The organism is Bacillus sp. H1a (assembly GCF_000633475.1).
Taxonomy (GTDB): domain Bacteria; phylum Bacillota; class Bacilli; order Bacillales; family Bacillaceae_G; genus Bacillus_A; species Bacillus_A paramycoides.
The window spans coordinates 15,771-40,047 of sequence record NZ_AYMH01000001.1 but is presented as its reverse complement, the minus strand read 5'-3'; the positions used below and the strand labels follow the sequence as shown (position 1 = coordinate 40,047).

The 24,277-nt window shown below is 36.1% G+C and carries 24 protein-coding genes and 4 tRNA genes; 1 reads left to right on the top strand and 27 read right to left on the bottom strand.

Annotated elements, in window-relative coordinates:
• Positions 1-255: 255 nt before the first annotated feature.
• From U860_RS0100205 to U860_RS0100090, 24 genes are all read right to left on the bottom strand, one after another.
• Entirely contained in the window at positions 256-2,274 is a 2,019-nt protein-coding gene (locus U860_RS0100205) for a GAF domain-containing sensor histidine kinase (RefSeq protein WP_025146950.1), read from the bottom strand.
• Positions 2,275-2,403: 129 nt separating this feature from the next.
• On the bottom strand, positions 2,404-2,883 hold the full coding sequence (rlmH, locus tag U860_RS0100200) for a 23S rRNA (pseudouridine(1915)-N(3))-methyltransferase RlmH (RefSeq protein WP_002174493.1): 480 nt from the start codon (positions 2,881-2,883) through the stop codon (positions 2,404-2,406).
• Positions 2,884-2,942: 59 nt separating this feature from the next.
• On the bottom strand, positions 2,943-3,128 hold the full coding sequence (locus U860_RS0100195; protein WP_001052827.1) for a CxxH/CxxC protein: 186 nt from the start codon (positions 3,126-3,128) through the stop codon (positions 2,943-2,945).
• 53 nt (positions 3,129-3,181) lie between these two features.
• Complete coding sequence (locus U860_RS0100190) at positions 3,182-4,369, bottom strand: S1C family serine protease (protein WP_002174494.1); 1,188 nt, start codon at positions 4,367-4,369, stop codon at positions 3,182-3,184.
• Positions 4,370-4,432: 63 nt separating this feature from the next.
• Positions 4,433-5,227 carry an MBL fold metallo-hydrolase gene (locus U860_RS0100185; protein WP_025146948.1) on the bottom strand — a complete coding sequence of 265 codons (795 nt, stop codon included), beginning with the start codon at positions 5,225-5,227 and terminating at the stop codon, positions 4,433-4,435.
• On the bottom strand, positions 5,211-6,047 hold the full coding sequence (locus U860_RS0100180) for a two-component system regulatory protein YycI (RefSeq protein ID WP_025146947.1): 837 nt from the start codon (positions 6,045-6,047) through the stop codon (positions 5,211-5,213). Before U860_RS0100180 ends, U860_RS0100185 begins: the two co-directional genes overlap by 17 nt.
• Complete coding sequence (yycH, locus tag U860_RS0100175; protein WP_025146946.1) at positions 6,028-7,365, bottom strand: two-component system activity regulator YycH; 1,338 nt, start codon at positions 7,363-7,365, stop codon at positions 6,028-6,030. Before yycH ends, U860_RS0100180 begins: the two co-directional genes overlap by 20 nt.
• Positions 7,362-9,197, bottom strand: a complete 1,836-nt coding sequence (walK, locus tag U860_RS0100170) for a cell wall metabolism sensor histidine kinase WalK (RefSeq protein WP_025146945.1) — start codon at positions 9,195-9,197, stop codon at positions 7,362-7,364. Before walK ends, yycH begins: the two co-directional genes overlap by 4 nt.
• 3 nt (positions 9,198-9,200) lie before the next feature.
• The gene (gene walR, locus U860_RS0100165; protein WP_002174499.1) at positions 9,201-9,908 is read right to left on the bottom strand and encodes a cell wall metabolism DNA-binding response regulator WalR; all 708 of its coding nucleotides are present in this window, start codon (positions 9,906-9,908) and stop codon (positions 9,201-9,203) included.
• Between the two features lie 282 nt (positions 9,909-10,190).
• Positions 10,191-10,263, bottom strand: a tRNA-Phe gene (locus U860_RS0100160).
• Positions 10,264-10,304: 41 nt separating this feature from the next.
• A tRNA-Asp gene (locus tag U860_RS0100155) sits at positions 10,305-10,380 on the bottom strand.
• Positions 10,381-10,402: 22 nt separating this feature from the next.
• Positions 10,403-10,474, bottom strand: a tRNA-Glu gene (locus U860_RS0100150).
• A 13-nt stretch (positions 10,475-10,487) separates the two neighbouring features.
• A tRNA-Lys gene (locus tag U860_RS0100145) sits at positions 10,488-10,563 on the bottom strand.
• A gap of 141 nt (positions 10,564-10,704) precedes the next feature.
• Positions 10,705-11,994 carry an adenylosuccinate synthase gene (locus tag U860_RS0100140; protein WP_025146944.1) on the bottom strand — a complete coding sequence of 430 codons (1,290 nt, stop codon included), beginning with the start codon at positions 11,992-11,994 and terminating at the stop codon, positions 10,705-10,707.
• 215 nt (positions 11,995-12,209) lie between these two features.
• Complete coding sequence (dnaB, locus tag U860_RS0100135; RefSeq protein WP_002174501.1) at positions 12,210-13,571, bottom strand: replicative DNA helicase; 1,362 nt, start codon at positions 13,569-13,571, stop codon at positions 12,210-12,212.
• Between the two features lie 27 nt (positions 13,572-13,598).
• Positions 13,599-14,045 (bottom strand): 50S ribosomal protein L9, encoded by a 447-nt coding sequence (rplI, locus tag U860_RS0100130; RefSeq protein WP_002174502.1) that lies wholly within the window; start codon positions 14,043-14,045, stop codon positions 13,599-13,601.
• Positions 14,042-16,015, bottom strand: coding sequence for a DHH family phosphoesterase (locus U860_RS0100125; RefSeq protein WP_025146943.1), 1,974 nt, complete (start codon positions 16,013-16,015; stop codon positions 14,042-14,044). Before U860_RS0100125 ends, rplI begins: the two co-directional genes overlap by 4 nt.
• A gap of 101 nt (positions 16,016-16,116) precedes the next feature.
• On the bottom strand, positions 16,117-17,052 hold the full coding sequence (locus U860_RS0100120; RefSeq protein ID WP_025146942.1) for a YybS family protein: 936 nt from the start codon (positions 17,050-17,052) through the stop codon (positions 16,117-16,119).
• 77 nt (positions 17,053-17,129) lie between these two features.
• A complete protein-coding gene (gene rpsR, locus U860_RS0100115) occupies positions 17,130-17,363 on the bottom strand; it encodes a 30S ribosomal protein S18 (protein ID WP_000918874.1) in 234 nt (77 codons plus the stop codon).
• Between the two features lie 46 nt (positions 17,364-17,409).
• Entirely contained in the window at positions 17,410-17,931 is a 522-nt protein-coding gene (gene ssb, locus U860_RS0100110; protein WP_002174505.1) for a single-stranded DNA-binding protein, read from the bottom strand.
• Positions 17,932-17,957: 26 nt separating this feature from the next.
• Positions 17,958-18,248 carry a 30S ribosomal protein S6 gene (gene rpsF, locus U860_RS0100105; RefSeq protein ID WP_001233781.1) on the bottom strand — a complete coding sequence of 97 codons (291 nt, stop codon included), beginning with the start codon at positions 18,246-18,248 and terminating at the stop codon, positions 17,958-17,960.
• Positions 18,249-18,440: 192 nt separating this feature from the next.
• Positions 18,441-19,541, bottom strand: coding sequence for a redox-regulated ATPase YchF (gene ychF / locus U860_RS0100100; RefSeq protein ID WP_000524664.1), 1,101 nt, complete (start codon positions 19,539-19,541; stop codon positions 18,441-18,443).
• A gap of 115 nt (positions 19,542-19,656) precedes the next feature.
• Entirely contained in the window at positions 19,657-19,854 is a 198-nt protein-coding gene (locus U860_RS0100095; RefSeq protein ID WP_000436051.1) for a DUF951 domain-containing protein, read from the bottom strand.
• A gap of 20 nt (positions 19,855-19,874) precedes the next feature.
• On the bottom strand, positions 19,875-20,732 hold the full coding sequence (locus U860_RS0100090; RefSeq protein WP_025146941.1) for a mechanosensitive ion channel family protein: 858 nt from the start codon (positions 20,730-20,732) through the stop codon (positions 19,875-19,877).
• Between the two features lie 260 nt (positions 20,733-20,992).
• On the opposite strand from U860_RS0100090, the gene yyaC reads away from it, so the two are divergent.
• Positions 20,993-21,589, top strand: coding sequence for a spore protease YyaC (gene yyaC, locus U860_RS0100085; protein WP_025146940.1), 597 nt, complete (start codon positions 20,993-20,995; stop codon positions 21,587-21,589).
• A gap of 20 nt (positions 21,590-21,609) precedes the next feature.
• On the opposite strand, the gene spo0J is transcribed toward yyaC, so the two are convergent.
• The 3 genes from spo0J to noc all read right to left on the bottom strand — a co-directional run bounded on the left by spo0J (position 21,610) and on the right by noc (position 24,274).
• A complete protein-coding gene (spo0J, locus tag U860_RS0100080) occupies positions 21,610-22,461 on the bottom strand; it encodes a stage 0 sporulation protein Spo0J (protein WP_025146939.1) in 852 nt (283 codons plus the stop codon).
• On the bottom strand, positions 22,454-23,215 hold the full coding sequence (gene soj, locus U860_RS0100075; RefSeq protein ID WP_002174509.1) for a sporulation initiation inhibitor protein Soj: 762 nt from the start codon (positions 23,213-23,215) through the stop codon (positions 22,454-22,456). Before soj ends, spo0J begins: the two co-directional genes overlap by 8 nt.
• Before the next feature lie 186 nt (positions 23,216-23,401).
• Positions 23,402-24,274, bottom strand: coding sequence for a nucleoid occlusion protein (noc, locus tag U860_RS0100070; protein WP_025146938.1), 873 nt, complete (start codon positions 24,272-24,274; stop codon positions 23,402-23,404).
• Positions 24,275-24,277 lie beyond the last annotated feature (3 nt).

The following is a 24,277-nucleotide window of genomic DNA, read 5'->3' as shown; positions in this document are numbered from 1 at the left end:
GTATACTTGATTTCACCAGGCACTTGCATATCCCCATATTTATTGTACATCTTCATTACATATCGGTTAAATCTAAAATAATAAAATGCATATAAAAAAGCACTCTATCTTGTAAAGATAAGTGCTTTTTTCTTGATTATATTTTTTATTCAATATACAGCCAATAATACTTTATGTTAATACACAAGGCATGATTAATTTCCGATTACTACTCACTATTTATGATACGGTTCACCGTAACTAATCTAAATAGAGTTATTTTTTATTATTTTCATAATTAAATTTAACAAAAAAGGTAGTGCCTTCCGATCCTGTTTGAATTTCTATTTTTGCATTATGACGGGCAGCAATGGCATAACATATGCCTAATCCCAATCCAGTTCCATTATCTTTGGTCGTGTAAAATGGAGTACCCAGTTTCTCTAATACTTCAGGCTTGATACCTTTTCCTTGATCCTGTACTGCAAGCACCGCACAATTTTGACCTTCCTTGTAGGTGCTAATGGTTAGAACTTTCTCTGTGCTCATCGCTTCTAAGCCATTACGGTATAGGTTTAGTAATAATTGTCGTATCTCATTACGGTTTAAAAGTAATTCCGGAATGTCATTTGTATCGACTTGAATATATTTATTTTGATTATACATATCAATCTTTATTAAAGGAATAATATCGTGGATAATTGAATTTAAATCTAACATCTGCAAATCCGATTTCCTTGTATTACCTATTGAGAGAAATTCAGTAATAATAGAATTAGAACGGTCAAGTTCTTCAATCATTAAATTAAAGTACTTATTATGTTTCTCATAGGTGTTCTCTTCTTTTAATAACTGCAAAAATCCTCGTACTGTTGTCATTGGATTTCTAATCTCATGGCTGATACCTGCTGCCATTTGCCCTATTAAATCTATGTTGGATAACCTTTTCAATTCCTGCTCATATTGCTTTTTTTCCGTTATGTTTTTAAAAATACAACAAATACCATCATCATACGGGTATGCAATAACTTCGTGCCAATATTCATCAGAGGTAGAAAAAAATTCGAAATGAACTGTTGTTCGCTCTGACATTGCACGATGAAATTCCTTATACATAACTGTGTCGACGCTACTCAGGAAAACCTCCCATACATTCTTGCCTAATACATCTTTTGCTGTTTTTCTTTGTGGAAAATATTGATGCTTATTTACGTACGTAAATTCCCATTTATTATTCAAAGTAAAGAATCCATCCGTAATACTTTCAATCACACTTGTAACTTTTTCATTAGCAGCAGCTAGTTCTCTCGTTCGCTCTTCCACCATGCTTTCAAGTTGATCCATATATAACAAGTTTGAAAACGTAGGAGCTGTGGCATCAACGATAGATTTTGCCAGTTGAATCTGGGAATTATCGTAATTGTGAGCTTTTCCCTCTTTGCCAACGACGATTATCCCTAATACTTCTCCCATTGAAACCAATGGAATCATCAGTAGACCCTTACTATCTATATTTTTTGTTTGAATAACCTCTTGGATCTTGGCTTCATAGCTTTTCTCCATCCAATCCGCTTCTGTCCAATCACAGTCCTTGCTTAACTTCGTTGTTTTAATCGTTGTTTTGTCTAGCGGGTCTAAAAGGTGGGCAGCCATGTTTTTACTCTCTAAAATCTGTCCTAAGTAAAAAAAACATTTATCAAAACTCTCCTGTATCGAGGAACACATTGATAAATCACGGGTAACATTTAGTAACAGCTGCTTCTCGGCAATAAGGTTTTCCTTTTGTGTTAAATTATTTGCGTTTTGAATTGCGACCGCAGCCATATTTACATAAGCTTCAACACTTTGAATTTCTGAATCTGTTAAGTTCATTGGAGTTCCATAATCAAATAAAAAAACCAGACCAAATAACTCTTGCCCAAATGAGATAGGCAGGACTAATAAGGACTTAATTTTGAACGCATCAACTGGTCTCGGATCCGGCCGATTATCCTTTGAGGTATCAGGGATATAGATGGTTTTTTGGGTTTCAATAACTTCTTTTGTCAGTAAGTCTATTTCAGGATCAATTACCTGAGTATCGAGCGTTACGCCATTTATGGTCTCTGGTTTTCCTGCAAACCCTCTAAATGTTCCATCTTCCTGGGGTAAATAAATTCCAACAGCGTTGCATTGAACAATCTCCTCTGATATCGCCATTGTTACACGCTGCAATACTTCACGTAGTTCTAATTTTGTATTTATTATTTTTGTTATATTCGCGAGCCTAGAATATCTCGTCTGATCACTTAACATTCATATAGCCTCCAATTATAGGCATAATAAAATAAACATGATAATATCAGTGAAAATCAAGACCAACCTGCCATTTTCGATTTTCTCCTGTATTCTTTTCTTACCCTTGTTTTACATAGAATACCTCACTTACTTATGATACGGTTCACCGCGATTAATCCGAAACGCCCTATATACTTGCTCAAGCAATACTAGACGCATTAATTGATGTGGTAATGTCATCTTTGAGAAAGAAAGAGATTCGTTTGAACGCTTCATTACTTCTGAGCTAAGCCCAAGTGATCCACCAATTACAAACGCTACTTTACTCTTTCCGTATGTTGCAAGGCGATCTAGACTTGCTGCAAACTCTTCTGATGATTTTTGTTTTCCTTCTATAGCTAGCGCAATGACATGCGTATCATCAGAAATTTTATCCAGTATACGTATACCTTCTTTTTCTTTTACAATTAACATTTCTGCTTCACTTAAATTTTCTGGTGCCTTTTCATCTGGTAATTCAATTACTTCTACTTTTGCATAAGAAGATAATCGTTTTAAGTATTCTGCTATACCTTGTTTTAAGTATTTTTCTTTTAATTTTCCGATTGAAATAATCGAGATATTCACATTTATTCCCCACCTTACAAACACGTTATCCACATAACTTATCCACATATCCACAAATGTTACCCACATATTGTGTGAGAATCTGTGTTCGATACAACATATGTCGCCTCATTTTGACAAAATTCACATGTTTTCTTCTCTTTTTCAGAGTTATCCACATTGTTAATAACTGGCGCAACTTCACACTCATCCACAATGATATCTAGCGCTAATTCAACATGTTCTAAACAACAAGGTAAATTCATATTCCTCACCTCACTTTTCTACAATAGAAAACAGGAGGTAGGGCCTCCTGTTTTTAATACTTTTGAATGCCTAATTTCACCGTTGTTGTCGCTCGTTTTGTACCACGATAAAACGTAAGAGTCATTTTATCGTTAATTTTTTTATTATATAAGGCCGTGCGGAACCCAATAATATCTTGCACCGGTTTTCCATCTACCGCCACAATAACGTCATGTTCTCGCAAGCCAGCATCCGTACCTGGCGAAGGACTTTTCACATCTAAAATGCAAACCCCTTCCGTTACGTTGTCTGGTAAATGTAACGTTTTTGACCAATAATAATTCGGAATCTCGTTTAATGATCTTAGTTCAATTCCAACATAAGGTCTTTTTACTTTACCGTATTTCTCAAGTTCATTCATAACAGGGACGGCTCTCGTAATTGGAATAGCTAGTCCAATTCCTTCTACTTCTTTTGCTGCAATTTTCATTGAGTTAATGCCAATTAATTGTCCTGCTGCATTTACAAGTGCACCACCACTATTACCTGGATTAATTGCCGCATCTGTTTGCAATACTTCTACTTGCCAATCGTAATGTCCATCTTGATTTAAATCTACAGGAACAATACGCTCGTTAGCCGAAATAATACCTTGTGTGACGGTCCCAGAAAATTGTAATCCTAGTGGATTTCCAATCGCAATAACCGGCTCTCCTCTACGAACAGTATTAGAGTCGCCAATTTCAATCACTTTTTTCACATACTTCGCATCTATTTCTAGTACTGCTAAATCTGTGACTACATCGGTTCCTAATACTTTACCCTGAACCTTCTTACCGTCACTCAGGCTCACTTCAATACGATTCGCTCCAGCAACAACGTGGTTATTTGTTACGATGTAAGCATGTCCATCTGTCCTCTTATAAATCACACCAGAGCCTGTACCCGCTTCTGAATCCGCCTCTGAAAAATCATCTCGCTGAATATTAATAACACCAACAACTGCTTCAGACGCACGATCAACAGCATCTACAAAGCTAATCTGTTTAGCTGGAACATTTCCAGCTTGAGCTTGAGCCATATTTTTTCCACTTGCTTCAGCTTGTGGAAGCGTACCTGCATGATTCGAAAATAAAGGGGCTCCAAATGCGAATAATGAAGCCCCTACAATTGTTCCCGCTATGCTAGAAACTACAATACCTTTATGCTTCTTTTTACCCGCACGTTTTATACGATATTTTTCTTCATCAATAAAGGACATATTTGTTCACCTATCTTCCTAAAAACAACTATATTCACCTTTATTGTTTACTAAAATGAAGAATTATACGTATTGAATTTTCGTAGGCATTTTCGGGTCTGTATCATGTATTTCAAAAGATTCTCCAACGCCAAAACCTTTTTCTTCTAACACTTGTGATACAGACATACGCGCTAATTCTTTCATGTTATTATCTAAGCTTAAATGTGCTAAATAAATATGTTTTGTCTCGTCTGTAATAACATCCGCCATCGCTAATGCGGCGTCCTCATTACAAACGTGACCTACATCACTTAATATACGTCGTTTAATGCTCCATGGATATCGTCCCATACGAAGCATTTCAACATCATGATTACTTTCAAATACGAAAGCATTCGCTCCCTTAATAACACCCTTCATACGATCACTTACGTAGCCAGTATCTGTAATAAGAGCTAACTTTCTATTATTATTATGAAAAGCGTAAAACATCGGCTCTGCTGCATCATGAGAAACACCAAATGATTCAACTTCAATATCGCCAAATGATTTCACATCCCCAACTGAGAAAATAAATTTTTGATCAGTTGGGATATTGCCTATTAAGTGTTCCATCGCATTCCATGTTTTCTCGTTTGCATAAACAGGTAAATCATATTTACGTGCCAATACACCTAACCCTTTAATATGATCACTATGCTCATGTGTTACAAGAATACCTGATATGTCATTTATATTCAGTTCAGCTTGTTTAAACAAAGCCTCTGTAGCTTTACCACTTAAACCCGCATCGACGAGCAATTTTTTTTCATCCGTTCCTACATATAACATATTCCCTGTACTTCCACTCGCAAGTACACTAAACTGCATGCTCATTCTTTCTCACTCCATTATATTCTTCAGGCACTTGATTTTCGCCTAATTCCATGACTTGTCCTTCGATTGCATTCACAAAAAAGTCCTTTTTTTGCTCTGTCTTTAAGTTCCATGTTGGGGCAAGCACTTGTATATTAGAAGAAGACTCTGCAAGAGTCGCATATCCGACCTGCGCCTCTTTCACATGCGTATTGTCTGCAATTTTATTTTTTAAATATAAATTTACTAACGCCGTTTGAGCAGTAATGATTTCTTGCTCTTTTGTTTTTTCACTTTCGCCCATTTCCTTTAAATCCGTTAACATCGTTTGTGTATACGAAACAAGCTCATTCTTTTCATTTAAATCCACAACGATCATCGCACGATCATTGTAGAAAATTGGTTTATCTTTATACTTTTGAAAGAAGTAAATTTTTGAGTCCTTTATTGCTCCAAACTCATATTTTTGCCCATCTAGCACATAATTTTTCAAAAAGTCATTATACTTATCTTTTGACAATGATTTCGTATTTAAAAAAGGCTCTTTTAATTTACTCTCTATTTGATATTCGTCTTGCAAGTGTGCCGTTTGATTTTTTAAAGATTGCACATCCTCTTCTTTGAAAACCTTATTTTTCGCCATTATAAGTGACTCTTTTTTCGGTTCTTTAGGAAAATTCCCCATAGTAATTTTTTCAGCTTTTAATTGTTGATCGATCTTTGTTTCCGCCACAAGCTCCAATTGATTACTACCTTGCTTTTGAATGAATTGAAAAATAAGAAAGAGGTCTAAAACAAAAAAGGTCACAATAAATATCGTTTTAATTCGATCCCAATCCATTTAGTCCCCCCTCACTCCACTCAAATATTTGTTGCTTACCTTCTTCATCATATTTTACATACCATATCGGCTGTAAAATACCCATTTTCCCTGCGTTGATGGAAGGTTCCAATGATAATTTATAACCAATCCCAACATCCTGAATTGAATTTTTGTCAATTTCCGGATTATTTTCTAATGATGTCATCACCGTATGACCTGATACAAGAGAAGTTGTTGGTTGTTTATTCGGTAAACTGAAACTTAAATCATAAAGAGGTCTTTCATACTGCATGACTTCACCTGAACCCCACGCTTGTTTTAATTCAGCGATTCCATCTGCATTAAATACAGGCAAGCCGCCTTCATATAAACGGAATGAAGTTTTCCCCTTACTAATGTAATCAAAACGATAAAACTTTAAAGTGCCACTATGCCCACTTACAAAGTCAAAACTTTTTTGTAAAACTATTGCATTATCTGTAGTTTTATCGCTATGTACAGCGGAGTTTTTATATTTCAACATTGCATTCGACTTATCAATTTCCATAGAACGGATACCATCCGTAAATGTTTCCTTTGTTTTCTCAGAAATAGGACTTAAATAACGTGGATCACTAAATAAAGCATTTTTAAACGTATCCACTTCTAGTTTAGATGTAATATACTCTACCTTACTTAATTCCGTAATCCCATCTGGTAAAAAAAGTTTTTTCGTATCATTTATTTGATATTCAAAATATGGTCTTGCCACTGTTATAAGTTGATTTTGAGCATTTAAAATATCCTTTACGTAAGCACCAGTCAATGTCGCTTGATATATTTTACGAGAAGTATCATAGGAAACAAAATTAACTTTAATTTCTTGATCCTTACTTCGAGAAGGGTCAATTATAATACGATTAAAACTTCTGTTACTTTCTATGTTTTTATCTTTAATATTAAACATACTTTTAATCGTATCCAGTGGGATATTTGTAGGAAAAACAAATTCAATTTTTTCTTCTCCGTGTACATAAGAAAGAAAATCACCTTTAGGAACTGACCCTGTTATCTCCCTAAAATCATGTAATTCTCCATTTTCAAGAATTTTATAAATTGAATCCACATTTTCCTTATTTTCGCTCACATAATGATTTTTCTCTTTATGAATAATGACAGAAGATGGGCGAACAATCTCCGAAATCTTTATTGGATTTATATCTTCGTTACCTTGAACGAATTTTGTGTTTTGCATGGAAGTAGAATCAGGAACATATGTCCATAAGTTAAAAGTAAGAAATAGGCTAATGACAACTAAATTAATTAGAACTATCGTTTTAAAGTTTTCCATGCTCATTCCCAATCGTCCTCTTCATCTGCCGCCATTGGCAATGTGAAATAAATAGTTGTCCCTTTTCCTTCTTCACTCTTCGCCCAAATCGAGCCACCATGTGCCTCAATCATCTCTTTCGCAATAGCTAACCCAAGGCCTGTACCACCCATCTGTCTCGAACGCGCTTTATCCACACGATAAAAACGTTCAAAGATTTTCTCTACATTTTCTTTCGGAATTCCCATTCCTTGATCACTCACACTAATTTCTAATAACTCTCCGCGATCACGTAGGCGATATGTTACTGTACCACCTTCTGGTGAATACTTTAATGCATTGGAAATAATGTTATATAAAACTTGTGTAATTTTGTCCGAATCCATATCAATAAATCGAGATTTCTTAGAGAAAGATCGTTTGAAACTTACATTTTGCTCTTTAGACATTTCAAAGCGATCGATAACATTGTTAAAGAAGTCAGTAAAGTCGACAAATTCCTTCATTAAACGATGTTCTGTACTATCTAGTTTAGATAGTTGTAACAATGCATTTACAAGCCTGATCATTCTTTCTGTTTCCTCTTGTGTAACCGTTAAAAATTGTGGTGCAATATTCGGATCTTGCCATGCTCCATCAGTAAGCGCTTCTAAGTAACTACGCATCGTCGTTAACGGCGTTCTTAACTCATGAGATACGTTTGCAACAAACTCACGGCGCTCTCGTTCTATGCGCTCCTGCTCTGTTACATCATATAATACAGCAATTAAACCATTTGCCTTCCCTGTTTCTTTTTGAATAACAGAGAAACTAGCACGTAAAATATACGGTTCATTTCTCGTACTAAAGTCTAATAAAACTGAATCGGGTTCTTCATATAAATGATCCAGTGTAAATTCTTCTTGTATCCCTAGCACTTCTAATACCGATTGATCTAGCGCTGTTTCACGCGAAACATTTAACATCTTTTCCGCAGGATCATTTAATAAAATAATATCCCCTTTTCGATCAGTAGCGATTACCCCATCTGTCATATGTGATAAAACAGATGATAATTTTCGTCTTTCACTTTCCGTTGAGGAACGAGCTTGTTGTAATTTTTTAGATAAATTATTAAAAGATAATGCTAGTTGTCCAATTTCATCATGACTATGCACCTTTACTTTTCGCGAATAATTTCCTTTCGCCATTTCAATTGCTTGTCTTCGCATATCTGAAATTGGTCTCGTAATTGTTTGAGCCAATAAAATTCCAAGTACAGCTGTTACTAATAAGGCAATTACTGTCCCCGTTGCAAAAATTTGGTTTATATCCTTCATTTGTTTGTACACATCTTCCATAGATGCAACAATATGAATGACGCCAAGTACCTCTCCGCCCGGTTCTTTTAAAATAGGCGTAATCATAACTTGAACTCGATGGCCTGTCTGTCCATCTTTCTCAATCTTTGTCTCTGGTTTCTTTTGTACCATTACCCGCTGTACAGCTCTATCCGTTGACATTCTTCCTACCTTATTTTGCTTAGACGCGTCTGAAATTGCCATCAATTTTCTATTGGCGTCAATTACACTTACTTCTTGAATGTCTTTCTTACGGTCTGATGCAAATTTTTGAATCGATTCCTTAATAGCCTTATCTACTGATTCTGTTTTAGGGCGCTCTTTTACAAACTCTTGCTTCAAGTTATAAGAAAGTAAGTTTGTTTGCTGCGTCAAGGAGTCTTGAAAACCTTTTACAAGACTTTTTTCTAATTCCCTAACGAAATATACGCCAATAACTTGCATCGCTATTAATATCAATAGCATATATATAAGCACAAATTTTAAATGAATAGATTGAAAAAAACCAACTTTCTTCATATACTATTCCTGCTCTGGGTCACGCAAGTAATACCCTACTCCACGTCTAGTTACAATTAAAGTAGGATGACTTGGATTATCTTCAATTTTTTCACGTAAACGACGTACTGTTACGTCCACTGTACGTACATCTCCAAAATAATCATAACCCCAAACTGTTTGCAATAAATGTTCACGTGTCATAACTTGTCCTAGATGCTTCGCTAAATAATGTAGTAATTCAAATTCACGATGTGTAAGCTCAATGCTTTCTTCACGCTTCGTCACACTATAAGCATTCGGATTAATAACGATTGGTCCAATAACCATTTCAGTATTTTCTTCTTTTTCTGCAGCACCGCCCTGCTGATGGCGACGTAAATTCGCTTTCACACGAGCAAGCAACTCCCTCGTGCTAAATGGCTTCGTTACATAATCATCCGCTCCAAGCTCAAGCCCTAATACTTTATCAATTTCAGAGTCTTTTGCTGTAAGCATAATAATTGGCATTTCTGAGCTTTTACGTATTTCACGGCATACCTCTAAGCCATCTTTTCCCGGTAACATAATATCTAATAAAACCATATCTGGCTGTTCTTCATTTGCTTTCTCAATTGCCTCATCACCATCATGCGCCATTACAATTTCAAAACCTTCTTTTTCTAGGTTAAACTTTAAAATATCTGCAATCGGCTTTTCATCATCAACTACTAAAATTTTCTTTCCCATCATCGTCTATTTCCTCCTTATAAAAATATGGTCAATAATCCTTAAACACACTGACGTTTATATAGTATGTCCCTATATGACCGCACCCTTTGTTTAAGTATTTTCTCCTCTATTCTCATAGACTCATGTATGATCCACTTTTACACGGAATCCTATACGATCTATAGAAAAACCTCTAGCTTCAACTGCTAGAGGCTCCTCATTCTATTTTAAAATAACTACTCAATTTTGTAAAATTACATAAATAAAAAGGATATTAAGTGGGCCCACTTAATATCCTGAGAGTGGCTCGGGACGGAATCGAACCGCCGACACGAGGATTTTCAGTCCTCTGCTCTACCGACTGAGCTACCGAGCCAAAACTATATATAAAACCACTAATGGTGGTATAAACAAAAGTGGCGGTCCCGACCGGGGTCGAACCGGCGATCTCCTGCGTGACAGGCAGGCATGTTAACCACTACACCACGGGACCAAAAATGAACATAAAAAAAACATGACCCGTACGGGATTCGAACCCGTGTTACCGCCGTGAAAGGGCGGTGTCTTAACCACTTGACCAACGGGCCACGAAAAATAAAATGGTGAGCCATGAAGGATTCGAACCTTCGACCCTCTGATTAAAAGTCAGATGCTCTACCAACTGAGCTAATGGCTCATACTCACCAACGTCATATTTTCGTGACGACAAAATGTATCATAACATATTATCTTTTGTTTTTGCAATACCTTTTTTTATTTTTTTATAAAAGATAAGAAAAAACTCATGCAGGCATGAGTTTTTTCTAAAAAATATCAATTAAGCTTCGTATACGTTACGAACGATATTTGTTTGGTTACGATCCGGTCCAACTGAGAACATAGATAATTGAATTCCTGTTAACTCAGAAACACGCTCTACGTATTTTCGTGCATTTTCAGGAAGCTCGTCTAATGATCTTACACCAGTAATATCTTCTGTCCAACCTGGAAGCTCTTCGTATACAGGCTCACATTTCGCTAAAATGTTTAAGTTTGCTGGAACTTCATCGATAACTTCGCCATTGTATTTGTAAGCAACACAAATTTTAAGAGTTGGAATACCTGTTAGAACGTCGATAGAATTTAATGATAGATCTGTTAAACCACTAACACGACGTGCATGTCTTACAACAACGCTATCGAACCAGCCTACGCGGCGCGGACGACCAGTTGTTGTTCCATACTCACGACCAACTTCACGAATTTGATGACCAATTTCATCATGAAGCTCAGTAGGGAACGGGCCATCACCTACACGGCTTGTATATGCTTTACATACACCTACAACGCGCGTAACTTTCGCAGGACCAACTCCAGTTCCAACTGTTACACCACCAGCAATTGGGTTAGAAGATGTAACGAATGGGTACGTACCGTGGTCAATATCAAGCATAACACCTTGTGCACCTTCAAATAATACACGGTGATTGTTATCTAGTGCATCATTTAATACAACAGATGTATCGCATACATATTGTGCGATTTGTTGTCCGTATTCGAAGTACTCTTCAAAGATTTCTTCTACACTGAAACCTTCTGTATCGTACATTTTTTCAAATAAACGATTTTTCTCTACTAAATTGCGCTCAAGCTTTTCTTTAAATGCTTCACGGTCTAAAAGATCAGCCATACGGATACCAATACGAGCAGCTTTATCCATATATGCAGGACCGATACCTTTTTTCGTTGTACCGATCTTATTATCACCTTTACTTGCTTCTTCTAACTCATCTTGTTTTAAGTGGTAAGGTAAAATAACGTGCGCACGGTTACTAACACGTAAATTATCAGTACTTACACCACGATCGTGTAAGTATTTTAATTCTTCAAGTAATGCTTTTGGATCTACTACTAAGCCGTTTCCGATTACACAAATTTTCTCTTTATAGAAAATACCAGATGGAATTAAGTGTAATTTATATTTAACTCCGCCGAAAACAATTGTGTGTCCTGCGTTATTTCCACCTTGATATCTTGCAACTACTTCCGCATGCTCAGAAAGAAAGTCAGTAATTTTACCTTTTCCTTCATCGCCCCATTGTGTTCCTACAACTACTACTGAAGACATTATTAAAGCACCTCCGCAATTTTCAAACGAACTTTTCAAACAATATAATTGTACCAAAACAGAAAGAGAAGTCAACCAAAAAGCGAACATTTTTTTATCGAAAAACGTTTTCGTTCGTAAGAATTACATATTCATCTTATGAAAGCCCTATCTTTCATATAAAAAAAAAGAAACACATCTTATTATAAGAAATGTGTTTCTTTTTTATACTGCCTTTATGCGGGCGGCGCATGTCCATCATCAAAGCGACGTTCTAAGTTAACGAACTTATTAAACTCTTTAACGAATGCAAGCTCTACTGAGCCTACTGGACCGTTACGTTGCTTTGCAATAATGATTTCAATGGTATTTTTATTTTCTGTTTCTCGATCATAGTAATCTTCACGATATAGGAAGGCTACAATATCAGCATCCTGCTCGATACTTCCTGATTCACGAATATCAGACATCATCGGGCGCTTATCTTGACGAGATTCAACACCACGAGATAGCTGTGAAAGAGCAATAACAGGTACTTGTAATTCACGCGCAATTCCTTTTAACGTACGCGAAATCTCAGATACTTCCTGCTGACGGTTCTCGCCCGATTTCCCGCTTCCTTGAATAAGCTGTAAGTAGTCAATTAAAACCATACCAAGACCTTGTTCTTGTTTTAATCTACGACATTTTGCTCGAATTTCATTCACCTTAATCCCTGGTGTATCATCAATATATATACCGGCATTTGAAAGGCTACCCATCGCCATTGTTAATTTCGCCCAATCATCAGAAGTTAATGAACCGGTACGAAGTCTTTGTGCATCAATATTTCCTTCCGCACAAAGCATACGCATAACAAGCTGATCCGCACCCATCTCCAAACTAAAAATCGCTACATTTTCATCAGTTTTCGTCGCTACATTTTGTGCGATATTTAATGAAAATGCCGTTTTCCCTACTGATGGACGTGCTGCCACGATGATTAAATCATTTCGTTGGAAACCAGCTGTCATCTTATCTAATTCGGTAAACCCAGTTGGTATCCCGGTAACTTCACCTTTTTGATTATGCAAAAGTTCAATTTTATCATAAGCATCTACAAGAACATCTTTAATATTTTGGAATGCTTTTGCGTTCGTTTGATGAGATACTTCTAATATTTTTTTCTCAGCCTCATTTAAAAGGCCGTCCACGTCATCTTCTCTCTCGTATCCATCCGATACAATATGAGTCGCTGTTCGAATTAAACGACGTAAAAGCGCCTTTTCAGCAATGATGCGTGCGTAATATTCTACGTTAGCGGCAGTTGGAACAACTTCTGCCAACTCTGCTAAGTAAGAAACTCCACCAACCTCTTCTAGTAATCCTTGATCAGCCATTGCTGATGTCATCATTACTAAGTCAATCGGTTCTCCCTTATCAGACAATCCAAGCATAACTTCAAAAATCTTTTGATGTTTCGTTCGATAGAATGAATCAGGTACCAATAGCTCTGATGCTGACGTTAACGCATCTTGATCAATTAATATGGCCCCTAAAACCGCCTGCTCAGCCTCTATATTATGCGGAGGGGTACGATCAGCAAGTACATCACTCATACGCAATCCTCCTTGCTTAATTTATTTTTATTGTTCAATAACATGAACTTTTACTGTTGCTGTTACTTGCGGATGCAATTTCACTGTTACATTTGTATAGCCTAATGCACGGATTGCATCGTCCATTTCAAATTTACGTTTATCAAGTTTAATTTTATGCGATTTTTGCATTGCATCTACGATTTGTTTGCTTGTAATAGAACCAAATAAACGGCCACCTTCTCCAGATTTCGCCTTTAATTCTACAGTTAATTTCTCTAAAGTTTCTTTCAACTCTTTTGCATTCTCAACCTCTGCTGCTGCGTCTTTTTCCTCTTTACGCTTTTGAGCTTCTAAAGTTTTCATACTGCTGTTTGTCGCTTCGGCAGCTAACCCTTGTTTTAGTAAGAAGTTATTTGCATAACCATCTGGTACGTTTTTTACTTCTCCTTTTTTCCCTTTACCTTTTACGTCTTTTAGAAAAATTACTTTCATGATTGTGTGCCTCCCTGTAAATAGTCATCAATAACAAATCGAAGCTTCTCCTCAGCTTCATCTACCGTAACATTTTTCATCTGTGTGGCCGCATTCGTTAAATGCCCGCCACCGCCTAAATTCTCCATAATTAGCTGTACATTCACTTCACCTAAAGATCTACCGCTAATTCCAATGAAATTTTCTCCACGCTTCGCAATAACAAACGATGCAATAATACCCGTCATTGTCAATAACGTGTCTGCTGATTGTGCAATAAGTACTTGGTGATAATATTCATCACCGTCAACTTTAGCAATCGCAATTCCATTTTTATAAATGTACGCATTTTTTATAGCTTTTGCAACTCGTAAATACTGACCCATATCTTCTTTTAACAGTTCTTGTACAAGTACCGTGTCTGCACCGTGCGAACGTAAATAAGAAGCCGCATCAAATGTACGAGCACCGGTACGGAATGTAAAACTTTTCGTATCAACAATAATACCCGCTAACAATGCCGTTGCTTCTAACATTGTCATTTTTAAATTTTTCGGCTGATACTCAAGTAATTCAGTAACAAGTTCGGCCGTTGAAGAAGCGTATGGTTCCATGTAAACAAGCAATGGATCTTCAATAAACTCTTCTCCCCGGCGATGGTGATCAATAACAACTACATTTTCAATTTTATGTAGCAGTTTTTCTTCCATCATCATTGAAGGCTTATGCGTATCAACAACAACAAGCAATGAATCATCATTCGCAAATTCCATCGCTTGCCCTGGTGAAATAAAATGAGACCATAACTCTTCATTTTGTTTCACCTTATCCATTAATCGCTTGATTCCCTTATCGGAATCATTTTCGTCCAATACAATATATCCTTTGCGCTCATTTAATTGAGCTACCTTTAAAATACCAATTGCAGCACCAATTGCATCCATATCAGGAGCCCTATGCCCCATTATAATGACATTGCTACTTTCTAATACTAAATCCTTTAATGCGTGCGAAATGACTCTAGCACGTACACGAGTACGCTTTTCGACCGGATTCGTCTTACCACCGTAAAATTTAACTTTACCCGTTGCTTGTTTAATAGCTACTTGATCTCCACCCCGGCCCAGCGCAAGGTCTAAGCCAGATTGGGCCATCGCTCCAAGCTCCGATAAAGGTAAATCACCCGATCCAACACCAACGCTTAATGTAAGTGGTATATTCCTTTTTGACGTTTCTTCACGCACCTGATCCAAAATACTAAATTTCCCTTTCTCCATTTGCGCCAAAATACTTTCATTTAGTACAACGAAGAATCTTTCTGAAGATGCACGTTTTAAATACGCACCATACTTAACAGCCCATTCATTTAGGCGTGATGTCACAAGACTTGTTATATTCGTGCGTAATTGATCATCTAACCCTTGTGTAACCTCATCATAGTTATCTAAATAAATAACAGCTAAAACAGTACGCTGATCCTCATACATCTTTTCAATTTCTGTTTGCTCAGTTACATCAAAGAAATAAATTAGTTTTTCTTCTTTCCTTACAAACACACGAAACTTTCGATTATTTAAAGATACTATATCATCGGAAGTCTCTCCCTTAATAAAAAGGAGTAATGTTTCTGATACATCGTACAGATGCCACCCAGCTAGTGCATGTTGCCCTAAACATGAAGATAAATAAGGATTTGCCCAATCAATCCCATAGTCCTTATTGTATAACAAAATACCAATAGGCATTTGGTTGAATGCTTCATTGCTTACTTTTTTTACCCTTGTAATCATATCTGTCGTATGTTTTTCAAAGTTCCTTTGACAGGTAAGTTCAAACCGTATAACTAAAAAAAGAACGATACAAAAAATAAAAAAGGCGGCCATTCCCACAATTAAATGAAAATAACAGAGAATCGAAATTAGCACAAACACAAAAAATGCCAATACGTAAACAGGATATAAAAACCACTGTTTCTTATAAAATTCAGGCATGTATACAACTCCTATAAAGTAAAACTAACTCAACTTCTAGTTAGTTAAACAGATTAAACACCTTAAAACAGTATAAATAATACTATTTTATCCTCCATTTTTCATTCCATTTTAGAACGCAATGAAATCCCTAAATCAATTATACCTAAGATTGTCACGAGAGGAAACAGCATTGGAATAAACATACATACAATAAAACTAATAATAGGAACCCCTTTCGTAAAACCTTTTCTATGCGCTACAAAGGCGATAAATGTTAATCCTTGGAATACGAGTAGCATAGCAAAGATTACATATAGATTAGAAAATACCATATGTAAATATGATGTTGGTTCAACTTTCATGAAAGTTGATAGCAAAATAAATATGACGTAATACCAAACAATACTCTTTGGTAATTGTATATCTTTAAACTTAGGCCAAGCTGTAATATCATACTTTAATTTTCTCAAAACACTACCTGATATCATAACTGTAATCCACGAGAAACATAATGAAACCATTACAAGTAAACTTGGAAATAGCGTTTGTAACATATCATTAAATTGTCCTAATAACTCTTTTTGTTCTTTACTAATCGGCATACCAGCAGCACTTACTATCTTTTCACTTTGCGCCATACTTTCACTAAACATATTTTGCATTTGCTTCATTAAATCTATGTTGAAAAATTTTATACTTCCAACATAAATGAGCATAATACCAATTAAATATGCAAGTGTTCCAGCTATCAATATCTCCACTGGTTTTTTTCCTTTTTTATACATGTATCCTAATACAACACCTATTAACCCAAACATGACCGTCTTGATAAGACTAATCGGTTGACTTACAACAACTGTAATAAAAAGTGCCGCTACAAAAATCACGAGTACATTAGATAGTTTATACCTTACTGTTAATAATATAAATGGTAACGGCAGCGCAAACGTTACAACTGCACCTAAAATTGGAACATACATAGATATAAGCAATAAAATCGCATATATAGCTAATAATGCTGCACCCTCAGTAATAAATCTCGTACTTTTCATCATCTAACCTCTCTTTCAAAAAAGAAAAGCATAGCAAAATGCACAGTAGAGTTCGACTCTACTGTGCATTTCATACGCTATTATTCACCAACATATGGTAAAAGTGCCATTTGACGAGCACGTTTAATTGCAACTGTAAGTTTGCGTTGGTATTTTGCGCTTGTTCCTGTTACACGACGAGGTAAAATTTTACCACGCTCAGAAACGAAACGTTTTAATAAATCAACATCTTTATAATCGATGCGAGTGATGCCGTTAGATGTGAAGAAACACACCTTACGACGTTTCGCACGTCCACCTTTGCGTCCTGCCATGTCTATTCCCCTCCATTCTTTGTTAAAACTAACAGATTTATACCATTTAGAATGGTAAATCGTCGTCGGAAATGTCGATCGGTTGACCTACATTTGAAAATGGATCGTCATTCTTTGTAAATCCAGAGTTACCAGTGTTACCTGAGTTGCCCGGATTACTAGATTGACCAAATGGGTTAGAGCCTTGGTTACCGAAACCAGCTCCTGATGGTTGCTGATTAAATGAACCACGTTGCTCCCCACCGCCATTACGCGGCTCTAAAAATTGTACGCTCTCCGCAAGAACTTCTGTTACGTATACACGTTTGCCGTCTTGTCCATCGTAATTACGAGTTTGAAGACGTCCATCTACGCCTGCTAAGCTACCTTTTTTCAAATAATTTGCCACGTTTTCTGCTTGTTTACGCCATATTACACAATTAATAAAGTCAGCTTCACGCTCACCTTGTTGATTCGCAAATGCGCGATTCACAGCTAACGTAAAAGTAGCTACTGCAACACCATTGGGCGTGTAACGTAAGTCAGGGTCCTTAGTTAAACGACCAACGAGGATAACACGATTCATCAATCGAACCACTCTCCCTTATATATCAATTATTTTTCTTCTTCTTTAACAACGATATGACGAAGGATGTCTTCGTTGATCTTAGCTAAACGGTCGAATTCGTTAATCGCTTCTGCGTTAGAGTTCACGTTTAAGATCATGTAGAAACCTTCACGTAAGTCGTTGATTTCGTAAGCTAAACGACGCTTACCCCACTCTTTTGTGTTAATGATTTCTGCACCATTGTTTGTTAAAACACCTGCAAAACGTTCAACTAAAGCTTTTTGAGCTTCTTCTTCAACGCCAGGACGAATGATGTACATAATTTCGTACTTTCTCATTACACTTTCACCTCCTTTTGGTCTAAACGGCCCATAATGGGCAAGGAGCAATTAATTATATAGTAATTACTCACGAGTTTAGATTATATCATAGTAAGTTAGATGAATCAACTAACCGCTAAATAAAAACTTGGCAAACATATAATATATTTGCCAAGTTCATATCTTTATTTTTCCTAGGAAATATCTTTATTACACGTTAAAGCGGAAGTGCATAACATCTCCGTCTTTTACGATATACTCTTTTCCTTCTAGACGTACTTTACCGGCTTCTTTTGCAGCTGTCATAGAACCGTTTGTCATTAAATCATCATAAGAAACTGTTTCTGCACGAATAAATCCACGCTCAAAGTCCGTATGAATAACACCTGCACATTGTGGTGCTTTCATACCTTGTTTAAACGTCCATGCACGCACTTCTTGCACACCAGCTGTGAAGTAAGTAGCAAGTCCTAATAAGTCATATGCAGCACGAATTAATTGATCTAAACCAGATTCTTCAATGCCTAGTTCTTCAAGGAATACTTTTTTCTCTTCCTCATCTAACTCAGCAATTTCTGATTCAATTTTTGCACATACAACAATTACTTGTGAATTTTCATTTGCTGCAAATTCTTTTACCATTTGTACATATTTATTTTCAGAAGGATCCATAATATCATCTTCACTTACGTTTGCTACGTATAGCATTTCTTTCGTTGTAAGCAAATGAAGGCCTTTAACAATCTTCATTTGCTCTTCTGTAAATTCAACAGTACGAGCTGGTTTTCCCTCTTCAAAAGCTTCTTTTAAACGAACTAAAATTTCATGCTCATATACAGCTTCTTTATCTTTTTGTCTTGCTAACTTCGCAACTCGTTCGATACGTTTATCAACAGATTCTAAATCCGCTAAGATTAACTCTAAGTTGATTGTTTCAATATCGTCAATTGGATCTACTTTTCCTGAAACGTGCGTAATATTTTCATCTTCAAAACAACGAACAACTTGGCAAATTGCATCTACTTGACGAATGTGAGATAAGAATTTATTTCCTAATCCTTCACCTTTACTCGCACCTTTTACGATACCTGCAATATCAGTAAATTCGAATACAGTCGGAACAGTTTTTTTCGGTTCTACTAATTCCGTTAATTTATTTAAACGCTCATCTGGTACTTCTACAATCCCTACGTTTGGATCAATTGTACAGAATGGATAGTTCGCAGATTCTGCTCCTGCTTGTGTAATTGCATTAAATAAAGTGGACTTTCCTACGTTAGGTAATCCAACAATCCCAGCCGTTAATCCCATATTTTTCACTCCTATGTCTCAATCTTTCATCATTATAGATAGTAACGAAAAAAATGACAAGTTTCCACCAAATGAAAAAAAGCAACGGCTGTCTACTGCAGCTGTTGCTTTTTCACTATTCTTCATGCTTCACAAGTATTTTTTTCACCTTACGGTCAAACTCTCTTCGAGGAATCATTACCGAATGGTCACATCCCTCGCACTTAATGCGGATATCCATTCCCATACGAATAATCTTCCAGCGATTTTCACCACATGGATGGGCTTTCTTCATTTCCACAACATCGTACAAGTTATATTGCTTTTGCTCCATTCTCCAAACCCCTCCTACTACTAATTTGCTTTTTCACTAACTAATTCTTCACGACTATATAAAACCATACGTGGGTATGGAATTTCAATCCCATGTAAATCAAGGCGATTTTTAATCTCTTTGCGAAGGGCCCTCGCAATACTTGCATGCTGCATCGGCTCTACTTCAGCAATAACACGTAACACAACTTCAGATGCTGCCAATGTTTGAACACCTAACAATTGAGGTGTTGTTACCATCTTCTCATATTTTTCTGGTAATTCCACTAATAAATCTTCAATAACTTGCTCTGCTCGTACTATATCACCTTCATAAGAAATAGATACATCAACAAACGCTACACTATTACTAACGGAAAAGTTCGTTACTTGTACAATACTGCCATTTGGCAAAATATGAATTTCACCTGTCCAGCTTTTCATCTTCGTTGTACGTAGTCCTATTTCCAAAACTGTTCCTTCAAATTGGCCTATTCTTACATAATCACCTACTGAAAATTGATCTTCTAACAAAATAAATAATCCTGTAATAACATCTTTAACTAAACTCTGTGCACCAAAACCGACCGCTAAACCAATTACCCCAGCACCGGCTAATAGACCTGACGCATTAATATTAAACACACCTAAAATTGCAATTAACATAATGAACATAACAACATATGCCACAATATTTTCAAGCAACTTCGCTACCGTAACTGTACGACGTTCTGAAATTTGAATCGGCGAACGACTTCCCATACGAAATGCATTTCGTACAATTGCCCTTGCAATACGAACAACGATTGCACCAAGTATTAAAATAACGATTATTTTAAGTGATTTCACTCCTATATTCGTCCAATCTACGGACTCGAACCATTTTATTGCTAAATCCATACTCCTCTACCTCTCCAGCAAAAATTTCTTTTTAGTTATCCTTATTATTGTATCAGAAGTCTTACTTATTTCTGAAAAAAATTTATGATTTTAATTACATCTGTTCGCTTACATCTAGGTATAAAATGGAACAAAAATATATATACTAGTACTATTATTTCCATTTTCATTCACAGTTTGTAAAAAGCATGCACTTATAATTTTCCATTTCACTTACTATATAACATATTGTGAAAATTTATTAAAAGGATGGGTGCTTCATGAATATTAGAAGTTTTCGCTTACCTTTTTTTGAAAAAGAAACTCAAAATGTTATGCATCAGGACTTAGAAGCCTCTGAGGTAATCAGTAATTTCTTACTTTCTCATATTCCCATTAAGACTAATATGCCACTCATTCTCGTTTGTATCGGAACAGACCGTTCCACTGGTGATGCACTTGGTCCATTAGTTGGTACTAAACTGGAACAAGTAGAAATCAAAAACTTCCAAGTGTTCGGCACACTAGATGAACCAATGCATGCGCTAAATTTAGAAGAGAGAATTCAGAATATACAGAAAGATAATCCGACTTCTTTTATTATCGCTGTTGATGCATGTTTAGGAAAATCTCAAAGTATCGGTTCGATCACTACCGGAAAGGGTCCTAGTAAACCTGGAGCAGCGATGAATAAGAAATTACCTGCCATTGGTGATTTGCATATACATGGCATCGTAAATTTAAATGGTTTCATGGAATTTTTCGTACTTCAAAATACAAGACTAAGTTTAGTTATGAAAATGGCTGATGTAATTGCACAAAGCATAAAAGAAACTGACCAAAAATTATCTGCATTAAAAAAAGCAAACCATCTATAAGTAATAAGATGGTTTGCTTTTTAATTTTCCTTTGATAGTAGCTCTAAAATGCGATTTAAATCTTCTTTATTGAAAAATTCAATTTCGATTTTACCTTTTTCTTTTTTCGTTTCTTTAATCTTCACATCTGTACCAAACTTTTCTCTTAAAAATGTTTCGCGTTCTACAAAAAATATATTTCTTTCTTTTTTCACTTGTATTGTTTCACGTGAAACGCGTTGATTAATCTCCTGGACAATTTGTTCTAATTGGCGAACGTTCAATCCTTCTTTTTCGATTCGTTTTAATAGAGCTTTCAACTGTTCCTCATCTTTTATCGTAAGTAAAGTTCTTCCATGAGCCATTGAAAGCTGACCGTTTGCAATCATATCTTGAACGAATGAAGGGAGGCTTAATAACCGGGTATAATTGGCGATGTAAGGCCTGCTTTTACCAAGACGTTTGGCTAATTGTTCTTGCGTTACATTTAGCTCATTCATTAACATCTGATATGCCATTGCCTCTTCCATAGGATTTAAATCTTCTCTTTGTAAGTTTTCAAGCAAAGCAAATTCCATCATTTGCTGCTCATTTAATTGCCTTACAACAGCAGGTACTTTTTCAAGTCCAGCCTCTTTAGCAGCACGATATCTTCTTTCACCTGCAACAATTTCATATCCTTTAATACTCTTTCGAGCAATTAAAGGTTGCAATATGCCGTGTTCTTTAATAGAAGCCGCTAATTCCTGAATCGCTTCTTTATTGAAATGTTTACGTGGTTGATATGGATTCGGCCTTAATTCAGTTACTACAATCTCCTGAATTGTTTCTTCTTCTTTCACATCTAAATCAGGAAAAAACACATTGATTCCTCTTCCTAACCCCTTAGCCACCTGCAATCACTTCCTCTGCTAAATCTATATATACTTCTGCCCCTCTTGATTTAGCGTCATACTGCATAATTGGTTTTCCATGACTTGGTGCCTCACTTAAGCGAACATTGCGAGGAATAATTGAACGATACACTTTATCCCTAAAGTATTTTTTCACTTCATCTATAACTTGAATTCCTAAATTTGTACGAGCATCCAACATCGTTAGCAATACACCTTGAATTGCTAAATTTTTGTTTAAATGCTTCTGTACAAGTCGAACTGTATTTAATAGCTGACTTAACCCTTCCAGCGCGTAATATTCACACTGTACAGGAATAATAACAGAATCTGCTGCTGTTAACGCATTAATCGTTAGTAATCCTAATGATGGGGGACAGTCAATAATAATATAATCATATTCGTCACGAATTGGCTGTAATGCTCTCTGCAAGCGTACTTCCCGGGAAATGGTTGGTACCAATTCAATTTCGGCACCAGCCAATTGAATTGTAGCGGGTAGAACATCTAAGTTTTCAGTTGCGGTTTTCCGTATAACACCTTGAACATCTGCATCTTCCACAAGAACATTATAGATACATTGATCTAATTCAGATTTTTCAATTCCTACACCAGTCGTTGCGTTTCCTTGAGCATCAATATCTACAAGAAGGACTTTTTTTCCTACTTGTGCCAATCCGGCTCCTAAATTAACGGATGTTGTTGTTTTTCCAACACCGCCTTTTTGATTAGCAATAGCAATGATTTTTCCCATGATGTCACCTACTTTCAACCTTTCTTTCTTATTCTAGAAACAATTACGTTTATTGTAACATGAAATAAAAGTTTTTCTTTTACGTCCTTATTAAACTTCAAAATTTATTTCTAAACTCCTTCTTCATTTAACAAGAAAATATAGTAAAAGAGACCTTTCCAATAGGATAAGGTCTCTAGCACATAATTATTTTTTCTTCGGAATTTTAATTGTAATTTGATAGTACTCATCAAATTCTTCTTCCGCAGAATTAACATTCAAACCACTGTTAGCAACCATTTGTAATGATTGTCTAATTGTATTCATAGCAATTCTCGTATCTCGACTAACCGCTTTTTGTTTCGCTTTGCGCTTTGGCTTTACTTCTTCTAGTAACTTCGCAATTCGTTCTTCTGTTTGCTTTACATTCAATTGCTTCTCCACAATTTCTTGTAAAACCTTCAGTTGTAATTCCTCATTTTTCAAAGGAATAAGAGCGCGAGCATGACGTTCTGTAATACTCTTTTCTAATAATGCATTTTTTATTTCTTCGGGCAACTTTAATAATCGTAATTTATTTGCGATTGTGGATTGCCCTTTTCCAAGTCGTTGTGCCAATGCTTCTTGTGTTAAATTATGTAACTCAATCAGCTTTTGATATGCCACAGCCTCCTCGATTGCTGTTAATTCCTCACGCTGCAAATTTTCAATTAACGCCACAGAAGCTGTCTCAGTATCATTTAAATTTTTTATTATTGCAGGAACCTTTTCCCACCCTAATTTTGTTGCTGCACGAAAACGTCTTTCCCCGGCAATAATCTCGTACTTATCATCCTCATATTGTCTCACAACAATCGGCTGGATAAGCCCATGTGTACGAATCGTTAAAGCTAGCTCCTCAATACGTGCATCATCAAAAACTGTTCGCGGTTGATAGCGGTTAGGGGTAATATTTACTATCGGTATTTCTTGTATTTCTTCAAATACCTTTTTATCTATTTCTTCATGGCTTTCGTCTTGTAATTCGAATTCGCTCTCTTTATCTCCAAAGCCAAATAAACGAGAAAACGTATTTTTCATACA